Genomic DNA, 12,065 nt, shown 5'->3' with positions numbered 1-12,065 from the left:
TCCTTAACTCCTCGATTTTTCAGTTCATTTAAGACTGAAAGCCAGTATTTCGCACTTTCATTGTCACCGATTGTAATGGTCAGGACTTCCTTTTTGCCCTCTGTATTAATACCCAGAATGACATAAGCTGCAAGTTTACGAATGACTCCATTATCCCGCACAGAATAATGGATTGCATCGATGTAAAGGATCGGATATACCTCATCCAGTGGACGGTTCTGCCAGTCTTCAATCTGAGGAAGTATTTTATCTGTCACGTCAGATATGAAACTTTCTGATGCTTCAAAACCATAGATATCTTCGATTGTTTCCGAGATCTGGCGAGTGGTCATTCCCTTTGCATACATAGAAATGATCTTCTGATCAATATCAGAAATATCTTTCTGACGCTTTTTCACAATCTGTGGTTCAAAGGTCGATTTTCGATCCTGTGGGACTTCGATTTCCATAGAACCATACCGACTGTTTACCTGCTTATGTTTATAGCCGTTACGATAATCATCGTTGTCAGAACGCTCGGACTTTTCGTATCCAAGGTGATCATCCATTTCGGCCTCCATCATTTCTTTAATGGTGTCACCTAAGAGATCTTTGAGAGCATCCTGGATGTCTTCTGCAGTCTCGATATCGTATTCTTCGAGAAGCTGCCGAATGATGTTTCTTTTACCATCGGTCATTTGTACTCTGTGTACAGGTTTCTTTTGTCTTGCCATAATAAAAGGCCCTCCTAATGATAATTATTTTATCATAGAAGGACCTTGCCTAGATTATTTTACAGAAAAAGTTTCACAGACTCCATAAAAGGGGAGGTTCCCCTCCCCAATAAATTTTTTCTTATAACTTACACAAAAAACTTGACATACCCTAGAAAAAACACCATGAAAATCTGACAAAGCAGAAAACCCGCCAAGCCCTGTATTTACTCAATGTCATTAACTTTAGCAAAAAGCAGAAATCGTAAGTATTTATAAAACTATGATTCCTGCTTTTTGTTTTTATATGGGCATACTTATCCTCTTTTCTTTGTACTCGTATTTTTAGCTCAGTACGCTCTTTTATGGGTATTCGAATATTTTCCTGCTAACCGCCCTTTCGTTCTGGTATAATGCCGATCAGGATGCAGATTTCGCTTCATCGGTGTGCGTATTTCGCTTGAACCGGTGTGAGCATATTGCTTCACCGGTGTACGGATACGGATCATCGGTTTAAAACACATTGTGGTATAGTTTTCTCGTAGTAAAAAATACTTACGAGAAAGGAGCATACACTTATGCAAAACTGTACTACAATTCTTGGAATCATAGATATGCGTCAGCGTGGCATATCCTATGGTGACTGCCGCAGTCGGTACCACATTGGCTGCAGCACGATTTCTCTGATCATGAGCCGTTTTCATGCATGCGGCAAGGATCTTAACTCTCTGAAACAAATGTCCGCAGAGGAGGTGGAGCATTTATTCTTTCCACCGGAAAATTTACGCAGAAAAGACGATTCTGTCATGCCGGATTATCAGATGGTATATGACAGACTGACTGCGCCGGGCAGTAAGGCAAACCTGTTCTATCTCTGGCTGAAATACAAGAAAGAGTGTCCTTCCGGTTATCAGTACACACAGTACTGCCTGCATTTCAAACGTTTTATTGAAAAGAATTACGGTTCAGAAGCTGTCAGCATGGTAGTGGAACGGATCCCTGGTGAGAAAGTCTATATCGACTGGATCGGCGACCAGCCGGAAATACTTATGGATTCGATCACCGGCGAACTTAAGAAAGTCCACTTCTTTGTCACGACTGTTGGCGTAAGCAACCTTGTTTATGCTGAAGCGTTTGAAGATGAAAAGCTTCCCAACTTTATTGCCGGAACCGTTCATGCATTAAACTCCTACGGGGCACTCCCTAAATATCTTGTACCCGACAACTTAAAAACGGCGATCACCAGACACACCAAAGATGAATTGGTTATAAACAGTGCTTATCAGGATCTGGAAAGCTTTTATGATGTCGTAATCCTGCCGCCACCGCCCCGGAAACCGAAAGGCAAACCTACGGTGGAAAAATACGTACAGTTTCTGGAAACACATCTGTTGGAAGACCTGAAAGAAAAGGTCTATTACAGCATCGAGGACATCAACCGTGATGTACGTCAAAAAATAGCGGACATGCCGCAAGATTTCAAATCAGCATAACTTTAAATACGATTTCCATGCGATACTGACCGATCTCGTGTTTGCAAGAATCCTTTCTCCTTCCAGCAAACTAAGCAGCTATTCGTTCTGCAAAACGCTTTTAGAACCACCAAAGTATGATCTGCAGAACGTCTATCGTGCACTCTCCGTTATGGCGGAAGAATCCGATTTTATTCAGGAAGAGTTATATAAAAACTCGAACTTTATCCATCCACGCAATAAAAAGATCCTCTACTATGACTGCACGAATTATTATTTTGAGATCGAACAGGATGACGATCTGCGAAAGTATGATAAAAGCAAAGAAAACAGACCGAATCCGATCGTAACTATGGGACTGTTTATGGATGCGGATGGAATGCCGCTTGCATTTGATATTTTTCCGGGCAATCAGAATGAACAGACCACTTTAAAGCCACTGGAGTCAAAGATGATCAGAGATTTCGAATGCAGTGAATTCATCTTTTGTTCTGATGCAGGTCTTGGCAGTAAAGCGAACCACAGATATAACAGTTTCGGAAATCGGGCTTATGTCATCACTCAGTCGCTAAAAAAAATGAAAGAGGAAGATAAGGCCGTCGCTCTGGATAGCAGGTATTTCAAAAGACCCGGTTCCAACAGCTTTATTGACATCTCCACACTTGATGAAACGGACCCGGAAGTGTATGACACCATTTACTACAAAGAGATGCCGGTTGTAAACGGAACGATGGACGAGACTGTCATCGTATCATACTCGCCAAAGTATCGTGCTTATCAAAAACGGATCCGCTAACAGCAAATATCGAGAGCACAAAAGATGGTCGATCAACCGAGCAGGAAAAGACGTGGGAAAAATCAGAATGATCCGGCACGTCTTGTAAAGCAGACATCGATTACGGAAGAGGAAGAGATTGCAGAAAAGAAAATATTTGGGCTTGATCATGACCGTATCACCGAAGGAGAAAAATATGATGGTTTTTATGCAGTGATCACAAATCTTGAAGGTGATGTAAATGAGATCCTTAAGATCAACCGGCAGCGCTGGGAGATCGAAGAAAATTTCCGGATTATGAAAACAGATTTCAAAGCAAGACCAGTGTATGTAAGACGGGAAGACCGGATAAAGGCGCACTTTCTGATCTGCTTTATCAGTCTGCTACTCTATCGATTATTAGAGAAAAGACTGCCAAATGAATATACCTGCGAAGAGATCCTGAGCACGCTTCGAGGAATGCAGCTTACACTTCTCACAAAAGAAAGTGGCTATATTCCAGCGTATAAAAGGACAAATTTCACGGATGACTTACATAAGGTTTTTGGATTCCATACAGATTATGAATTCATTCCAAAATCCGTGATGCGAAGCATTATAAAATATACAAAAACAAGAGAAACAAAAAAATAGCGCATATCGATTCCAAAGAGGAAATGGCTACACCCCGCATAAACACTGGGGTTATAGCCATTTTTTACTTTTAAAAGTGTCAAACTTGGGATTATAAGATTTTAGGAAATCTTTGTCAAGGAATCCCGACGTTTTGTTCGCCCGGGTGACAAAAAGCACCCCGGCAGGATGTTTCTGTCCCGCCGGGACATCTCTATGCACCAGTCTTCTGTTTGATCCCAGCTGTCATGCCGGACGTCCTGTCCTAGACCACCCGGAACTGTAATTCCTTACCTTCAAGCTTGGCAGCAGCGTTCTGTGCACAAATCAGGCTGACAGCACCGATAGCTTCCTTGGAGTACATACCGATATGGGGGGTAATGATGACATTCTCCAGGGTACGCAGCGGATTGTCCTCTGCCATGGGCTCCTGCTCGGATACATCCAGAGCGGCACCTGCGATATGGCCGGATTTTACTGCCTCATACAGGTCATGCTCATTCACGATACCACCTCTTGCGGTATTGATGATGTAAGCGCCCTCCTTCATGGCAGCCATCTCTTTTGCAGCGATCATGTCTCTTGTCTCATCTGTCAGCGGCAGGTGCATGGAAATAATGTCTGCATTTTTGATAATCTCATCGATAGAAGAAAGCGTTACAAAAGACTTGAACTCTTCCGGTACTTCTTTTACGTAAGGATCATATGCCAGTACTTTCATGCCAAAGCCGTTGGCTCTTCTTGCCACATTCTTTGCGATCGCACCGAAGCCGAAAATACCCAGTGTCTTGAAGCATACGTCCACACCGATGGCCGGTTTCCACTCCCCGTTTCTGACACGGTTGTTTGCAATCACAATATTTCTTGTCACCGCCAGCATAAGGCCAATGGCCAGGTCAGCAACGGCATTTGAGTTGGTTCCCGGTACGTTGCACACGGCAATCCCGCATTCTTTTGCTTTTTCCAGCGGAATGTTGTCAAGACCTGCACCATGCTTGCAGATGATCTGCAGGTGGTCACATTTTTCCATCACTTCTTCCGGGAACGGATGTGCACCGATCACCAGTGCATCATACTCCGGAATGATTCTGTTGAACTCGTCCTGATCGAAATCGGTTCCCTTGAAGGTGATCTCGAATCCGGCATCCTCTAACACTTTCTTCGGTTCGTCACTGATCTTACCAAAAGATCTGGATGTAATTAAAACTTTCTTACTCATTTTCTTCTCCTTTTAAACCAACAATCTTCCGGAGGCCTTCTACGGCATAGCTCTTTGTCGCAGAGATCGGCATCCAGACAATGTTTTTGATATAAGGACTTCCTTCAAAAATAATGGAGAACAGTCTGTACATAAATTCATCAGATACGATAACCAGCGTATCGCAGCCTTTCCAGAAATGCTCACAGTAGTATTCCAGTGACTTGCGCACGCCGCCATTGACAACGCCTTCTCCATAGGAGAAACGCTGCAGCGGGGTTCCGCTTTCCATGATCCGCATGGCATGGCAGATATACAGGGAACGGTTGAAGCCCAGCCGGTCCAGATTCTCCAGAGCCTTGTGGATCATTTCGGGATCCAGGTCATCTGCGGTCGCTTCCACGCCAAGTATCGGAGCCATAATGGTCTCCTTTTTCAGCGCATAGAAAAGCTCACCGGTAAAGTTGGAAATGATGTCGCTCACCACGTCATCCTTGACATAGGTCACATGGGTGTGGGAGCCCGGCATCATCAGTGCCGCATGGGTGATGCCTCTGCTGCGCAGCTCATCTAGCGTACCGATGATCTCGATCTCCTCTCCTCTCATGTTCCCCACAAAGGAGAAATCGTCATTTACCGTCTTCAGCCCCGGAACCAGATAAATATTTCTGTGGAACAAGGTGTCCTCGTAATGGCAGTAAAGACTGTCCGCAAACTCCTGGACAGACAGCGGCACCTTCAGGTGAGGCACCTCTTTCATGCCATAGGGGGAGGTGATCATGCCGGACATGTAGATGCTTGTCACATCCTCCTCCGTCAGATGTTTTTCCTGTAAAAGCTTCGTATAAAGCTCGTACAGTCCCTCAATGAGCACGCGGTTGCTTCCCTCGATGGAGGAATTTCTGGATCCCACGTTCTTCTTGTCCACATATAAAACCTGAAAATCCTTGTCCAGCAGATAGATTCTGCTGTTGGATGTCCCCGAATCAAAATATACGATATACTTGCCCATCATACACTCCTGTGATCGAATTAGCAGTTGCTCAGTGCTTCCATGTACTCTTTTGCAACAGCTGTGATCTCGTCAAATCTTCCCTCGTTTACAAGCTTTGCGCTTACCAGGTTGCCGCCGCAGCCTACGCCTACGCAGCCAGCCTTGATGAACTCAGCACAGTTCTGAGGATTTACGGAACCTACTGCGGTTACCGGGATATGTTTCAGAGGAGCCTTTAATGCCTTGATGTATGCTGCGCCCAGAACGCCTGCCGGGAACAGTTTTACGATATCAGCACCGCACTTGTAAGCAAATGCAGCCTCGGTAGGTGTCATAGCACCAGGGATGGATACTTTGCCCAGTTTCTTTGTCTCTTTGATAACTTCTTCATCTGTATTAGGAGAAATGATGTACTCAGCACCAGCCTCTACTGCCTGGTGAACCTGCTCAACGGTCATAACCGTTCCTGCGCCAACGCAAACCTTGTCACCAAACTCTTTTGTGATGGTAGAGATTGCTTTCAGCGTATCCTTCTTTGCCTCTTCGCTGGACTGATCAAAGGTAACCTCAACGCAATATACGCCGCCCTTGAGCATGGCGTTTACCAGATCAACGATCTTCTCGCTCGGGATGCCTCTTACGATAGCAATGATTTTTCCATCCAGAATTTTGTTTAAAACAGCCTGTGACATAATAAATTTCCCCTTTCTTCTTCCTCGTTGTTGTTATTGTGTATCATACTTTATAAAATATTTTATCATAGATAAAATATTTTATTCGTTAAAATCATATACCAGTTGTCAGATAAAGTCAACCGGTTACAGAACATTCTTATAACCGTTCAGATGCGCCATTCGCAGAACCGCGCTCACGCGCTGTCCGCATCACGTATAACTGAACGGTTACCGGATGTTTCCATCCTTATCAAAGCCCCAGTCTTCAGGTGCGGATAGCACTTCCACATGCTCGTTCTGCTTTGCCTCTTCCAGCATGGCCTCGGAGATGTAGATTTCCTCCAGGTTCATGGTGTCCTGGATATGCACAATTCTCGGATGCTCTCTGTCAATGTAATTGCAGGTGCGCAGTGCGATCTGGATACAGCTCTCATCACTGTGGGTGAACAGCGGAATCTTCGGGGTACGCAGTACGGTGGAGGTAACCACGTTGGGGTAGGTACAGTCTACATCGACTTTATCTACCGCACGCTTGGTGGTTACATCTGCCAGTCCCAGGCCATTGCAGTTGCCGTGGGTCTCTTCCGTCAGATCCAACACGGCAATGTGCTGTACTTGGATATCCCCCTTCATATGGGGAACTGCGTAACGTCCGGTAATATTGGGATCCATACCGTCTCCACTGATGTCTTTGCCGATCTGATCCACTACAAGAACATCTATATTGTCAAAATAGATTTTGCCCAGACGTTCTTTGGTTCTCCGCAGGAAGTCAGGCTCTTTGTCCAGAATCTCTTCAACGAGCATGCTCTCGATGAGACAGGTCTGGTCAAAAGCATTCTCGCCCAGTGCAAGTCCGGCCAGTACCTTCGTATTATCGAAAATCTTCTTGGCAATGATCGGAAGCATTTTACCAAGCTCATAGAAACCGTCCCTGTGTACGGCTTCTGCGCCCTTCTGCTTGCCCATACCGATGACTGCCATCTTACACACACCGCTCTCGTAAGGACCGCGGAATGCAGTGTGCGCCTTAACACGGCCGCACAGGATGATACCGTCTGCCTCATATGCATATTTGTCCACATAGACCGGCTGTCCATTGTCCAGTCTGCCGATTTCCACGGTATCCATGGAAGACTTGATGGGGCAGCCCAGGAAATCTTCGGTTACACCATAGCCGGTGAGAATCTCCACCTGTCCTTCTGCGGTTGCACCGCCATGGCTTCCCATGGACGGGAATACGAAGGGTTCTGCGCCACAATCTTTAACAAAATCAACGATTGCCTTTGTAATGATTGCAATGTTTGCCACGCCGCGGCTGCCGCAGGTGATAGCAATATGCATCCCCGGACGGATCCGCTCCCGCAGTTCCGGTCGATCCAGTTCCTTATATACGATACCGGGAATCTCTTCCACTGTATAATGACTGTGGTCAAGCAGCTGTTTAATCTTTACCATTTTGGGAAGGGGCTGTGTGGCTGCCAGGCTGGATACCACATTTCCCTCTTTTTTTGTCTCTAAAGCCATGTTCATTTCTCCTGTCTGTTTATAGAATTACTCCGTTTTTAAAAATCATAATTTCCTTGTAACCGGATTTTTCACTCTTTGTCCGGACTTTGCCGGAAGCCACGTCAATGACCAGTTTCCACAGTTCCTCCGATGCCTGGTCGAAAGAATGCCGCTCCAGAACGATGCCCGCATTGAAATCGATCCAGGCATTTTTTCTCTCATATAAAGAAGTGTTGGACGCCAGCTTGATGGTGGGGATGGCTGTTCCCAGCGGATTGCCGCGGCCCGTTGTAAAGAGCAGCAGCTGTACCCCGGAAGCCAGCAGGTCAGTGATGGACACACTGTCGTTGCCCGGGCCGGTCATCAGGTTCAATCCCGGTTTCACACACTGCTCTCCGAATTCCAGCGTATCGGTAACGGTGGCATGGCCGCCCTTCTGGATACAGCCCAGGGATTTCTCCTCCAGGGTGGTGATGCCGCCCCGCTTGTTGCCCGGGGAAGGATTCTCGTAGATTGGCTGGTTATAATCCATGTAGTACTGCTTAAATCCATTGATCATGGCTACGACTTTTCCAAAGGTCTCTTCGGAATCTGCCCGGTTCATGAGCTGGGTCTCCGCGCCAAACATCTCCGGCACCTCCGTCAGCACCGCACTGCCGCCCAGATCTGTTACCTTCTCGGCGATGGTGCCGCACAGCGGATTGGCTGTGATACCGGAAAAAGCATCAGAACCGCCACACTTGAAACCGATTTTCAGTTTGCTCACCGGCAGCTCCTGACGGACATCCTTCGCTGTCTCCTCTGCAATCTCACCTACCAGCTTCAGCGCTTCCTCTACCTCATCTCCCTCTACATTCTGGGTGATCAGACATTTGATCCGGCTCCTGTCATAGTCGCCCAGTACCGGAAGAAAATGATCGAAGTCGTTATTCTCGCAGCCCAGGCTCACCAGCAGTACACCGCCGGCATTTGGATGATGGACGATGGCGGACAATAACTTCTGGGTCGTGTCAAAATCGTCCCCCAGCTGAGAACAGCCCGCATTGTGAGGATACGCAAAAATACCGTCACACTTGTCTCCATAGAGAGTTCTCGCCTGCTCTGCAATGATGTTCACCGTGGTGTTGACGCAAGATACCGTCGGGATGATCCAGATCTCATTGCGGATGGCTGCCCGACCGTCTGCACGCAGGTAGCCCATAAATGTATCAGGCAAAATACCGGTGCATTTCTGTCTGGGGGACACCGGCTCATAAGTATAGTCCAGTACACCCTCCAGATTGGTCGCCATATTGTGACTGTGCAGCCAGCTGCCGGCCGGAACATCGGTGGTCGTATGTCCGATGGGACAGCCATACTTTACAACCATCTCTCCGGTTTTCCGGTCTTCCAGTGCCATTTTGTGGCCAAAAGGAATATCCCCGTCCACTGTGTATTCTTTTCCATCCACTGTCACATGGCTGCCGGCCGGAACATCTTCCAGCGCCACAGCCACATTATCATTCTGATGGATGCGAATAAATCTCTTATCCAAAGTTATCGATCCTCCTGCCTCTTACCACTCTGCCACAGACCCGTCTTTATGCCGCCATACCGGATTCTTCCAGCTGTGCGGATGCTGATTCTCCTCCAGCACCAGTTCCTTGTTGACTGTCACACCAAGCCCCGGCTTCTTCGGCAGATCCACATGGCCGTCCACGAAAGCCAGATCCTCCGGATTCAGGATGTAATCCAGCGGTCCGTGATACTCATTGTAGTGAATGCCCATGCTCTGCTCCTGGATGAATGCATTGTAGCTCACAGCATCTACCTGCAGGCAGGATACCAGAGCAATCGGTCCCAGCGGACAATGCGGAGCCAGTGCCACATCATAAGCCTCTGCCATGGCCGCAATCTTGCGCACCTCCGTGATACCGCCTGCATGAGACAGATCCGGCTGAATAATCGATACGCCGCCGGCCTCCAGAAGACGGCGGAAATCATATTTGGAGAACAGACGCTCACCGGTTGCAATGGGAATGTTGCAGCTGTGGGCAATCTCCTTGAATTCATCCATATGCTCACACAGCACAGGCTCCTCAATGAACATGGGTTCAAACTCTTCCAGCTTCTTGGCCAGGATCTTTGCCATCGGTTTGTGTACACGGCCATGGAAATCCACTGCAATGCCGAAGTTCCTGCCGCATGCCTCCCGGATAGACGCCACACGCTCCAGTACCTCGTCCAGCTTCTCATAGCTGTCCACGATCTGCAGTTCCTCTGTAGCATTCATTTTGATAGCCGTAAATCCGGCATCCTGTTTTTCTTTTGCAGCCCGTGCCACATCACTGGGGCGGTCTCCGCCAATCCAGGAGTACACACGCATCTTATCCCGCAGATTGCCGCCCAGCAGATCATAAACCGGTGCGTTATAATATTTCCCCTTAATGTCCCACAGTGCCTGATCAATGCCGGCAATGGCGCTCATAAGGATCGGGCCGCCGCGGTAGAAGCCTGCCCGGTAAAGAACCGTCCAGATATCCTCGATCCGCATGGGATCTGCGCCGATAAGGTACGGCTTCATTTCCTCTACGCAGGCCTGTACCGTCGCTGCTTTTCCTTCAATTACCGGCTCGCCCCAGCCGGTGATCCCCTCGTCGGTCTCGATCTCCACAAAGCCCCAGCGAGGTCTTACAAGGTACGTGTTCACATTCGTAATCTTCATTTTCTCTTCCCCTTTTATTTTTTTATATCTATGGTTATTGCAAGTGAAAGCATCATATCTGTACGATCATAATCCACAGTGGCAGCGTGATCACCATGGCCACCAGCGTCTGCACCATGGCCTTCGCCGCATAATCCGGTTCACAGTGGAAATCCGTCGCCACGATACTGGTCATCGTCCCTGTCGGAAGCGCCGATATGATCGTACAGGAATTCAGCAGCAGACCGGTAAATCCCAGTATCCGCATGACACCATATACAATGGCCGGTACGAGAAGCATCCGGATAAAAGTGATGATATACAGCTGTTTGTTCTTTACAATATCCAGCAGATCTGCATCCGCCAGATTACAACCGGTGATCAGCATGGACAGTGGAAAGGTCATGGAACCGATAGCCGTAAATGTGCCTGCAAAAGGCTCCGGAATCTTAACCTGGGCAAAATACATGACAATGGCCAGCACAGAACAGATGGCCACTTTATTCGTAAAAATGGACTTGATGTTCATCTTCCCGGTGCCGTCCAGGTAAGCAAATCCCCAGGTATAAAAAAGGATATTATACACCATGCTGTACATGATGGCACACAGAAGCCCCACATCACCAAACAGCTCCTGACAGATCGGATATCCCATAAACGTCACGTTGCAGAACATGGCAGACATGACGAAAATCCGCTGCCGTTCTCCGGGCAGTCCCAGCCTCTTTGCCAGAATTGCCGCCAACGGGATCCCGACCGCATAGGTTACAATTGCCACGATTCCCGTGATACCGATGGCCCGGGCCGCATCCAGTGAAAATGTATTCTGTGAGGACATGATGATCATGAAAAAGACAACTATTTTCATCAGAACAGTGGTCATACTCTTCTGATCCTGGCTGCTTAAAACACCTTTTTTCTTCATAACAAATCCCACAGCCAGCAAAAATACGATCTTGAAAATCAACCCAAATACAATCGCGATCATAGTTTCATACCGTTCCCCTCCAACGTCATTTTGAAAAAGCTGCCGTGTTGCCACAGCAGCTTTTTGATCTTGAATTTATAACATGCCCGACAGTCGCGGAAGGAACTCGGAAATTGCCGGAATGAATGTGATTGCCAGCAGGCATACGATCATTGCAATGATGAACCGTATAATACCCTGGCACACAACTTCCAGCTTCACATCTCCGATTCGTGCTGCCACAAACAAATTGATACCCAACGGAGGTGTGATGAATCCAATTGCAAGGTTCACAACCATGATAATACCGAAATGGATCGGACTCAGTCCCAGTGATGTTGCCACCGGCAGAAGGATGGGGGAAAGCACCATCATGGCCGGTGTGGTGTCCATGAAGCAGCCTACGATCAGCAACAGGATGTTGATCAGGATCAGGATGACCACCTTATTGGTAGAGAAATTCAGGATCGCCTGTGTGATCATAGCAGG

Annotated in this window: 10 protein-coding genes and 1 pseudogene; 2 read left to right on the top strand and 9 right to left on the bottom strand. The window is 47.4% G+C overall.

Annotation, left to right across the window (positions count from 1 at the left end; translation table 11 throughout):
• On the bottom strand, positions 1-713 hold a 713-nt coding region (locus tag ACZMB2_RS13120), incomplete at its 3' end, for an IS256 family transposase (RefSeq protein WP_487597072.1).
• 557 nt (positions 714-1,270) lie between these two features.
• Here ACZMB2_RS13120 and ACZMB2_RS13115 point away from each other — a divergent pair.
• Positions 1,271-2,185, top strand: a complete 915-nt coding sequence (locus tag ACZMB2_RS13115; RefSeq protein ID WP_487597071.1) for a transposase — start codon at positions 1,271-1,273, stop codon at positions 2,183-2,185.
• Positions 2,160-3,572, top strand: a pseudogene (locus tag ACZMB2_RS13110) (IS1634 family transposase); the annotation flags it as partial. The gene ACZMB2_RS13115 and the pseudogene ACZMB2_RS13110, both read left to right, overlap by 26 nt.
• Before the next feature lie 244 nt (positions 3,573-3,816).
• On the opposite strand, the gene ACZMB2_RS13105 reads toward ACZMB2_RS13110, so the two are convergent.
• The 8 genes from ACZMB2_RS13105 to ACZMB2_RS13070 all read right to left on the bottom strand — a co-directional run.
• The gene (locus ACZMB2_RS13105) at positions 3,817-4,770 is read right to left on the bottom strand and encodes a phosphoglycerate dehydrogenase (protein ID WP_487597070.1); all 954 of its coding nucleotides are present in this window, start codon (positions 4,768-4,770) and stop codon (positions 3,817-3,819) included.
• Positions 4,763-5,764: a 2-dehydro-3-deoxygalactonokinase gene (locus ACZMB2_RS13100; RefSeq protein ID WP_487597069.1), complete on the bottom strand. Its 1,002-nt coding sequence runs from the start codon at positions 5,762-5,764 to the stop codon at positions 4,763-4,765. The genes ACZMB2_RS13105 and ACZMB2_RS13100 overlap by 8 nt, the downstream gene beginning before the upstream one ends.
• Before the next feature lie 17 nt (positions 5,765-5,781).
• Entirely contained in the window at positions 5,782-6,435 is a 654-nt protein-coding gene (locus tag ACZMB2_RS13095; RefSeq protein WP_487597068.1) for a bifunctional 4-hydroxy-2-oxoglutarate aldolase/2-dehydro-3-deoxy-phosphogluconate aldolase, read from the bottom strand.
• A 210-nt stretch (positions 6,436-6,645) separates the two neighbouring features.
• A complete protein-coding gene (locus tag ACZMB2_RS13090) occupies positions 6,646-7,944 on the bottom strand; it encodes a nickel pincer cofactor-dependent isomerase, group 22 (RefSeq protein ID WP_487597067.1) in 1,299 nt (432 codons plus the stop codon).
• A gap of 19 nt (positions 7,945-7,963) precedes the next feature.
• Positions 7,964-9,460, bottom strand: a complete 1,497-nt coding sequence (locus ACZMB2_RS13085) for a UxaA family hydrolase (RefSeq protein WP_487597066.1) — start codon at positions 9,458-9,460, stop codon at positions 7,964-7,966.
• 21 nt (positions 9,461-9,481) lie between these two features.
• A complete protein-coding gene (gene dgoD / locus ACZMB2_RS13080) occupies positions 9,482-10,630 on the bottom strand; it encodes a galactonate dehydratase (RefSeq protein ID WP_487597065.1) in 1,149 nt (382 codons plus the stop codon).
• Between the two features lie 52 nt (positions 10,631-10,682).
• Entirely contained in the window at positions 10,683-11,651 is a 969-nt protein-coding gene (locus tag ACZMB2_RS13075) for an AEC family transporter (RefSeq protein WP_487597064.1), read from the bottom strand.
• A gap of 21 nt (positions 11,652-11,672) precedes the next feature.
• A partial coding sequence (locus tag ACZMB2_RS13070; RefSeq protein ID WP_487597063.1) for a TRAP transporter large permease subunit occupies positions 11,673-12,065 on the bottom strand: 393 nt, incomplete at its 5' end.

It is taken from the genome of Hominiventricola sp., assembly GCF_057604405.1.
Note: the sequence above shows the minus strand (reverse complement) of the source record. Positions and strands in the feature narration are given on the sequence as shown.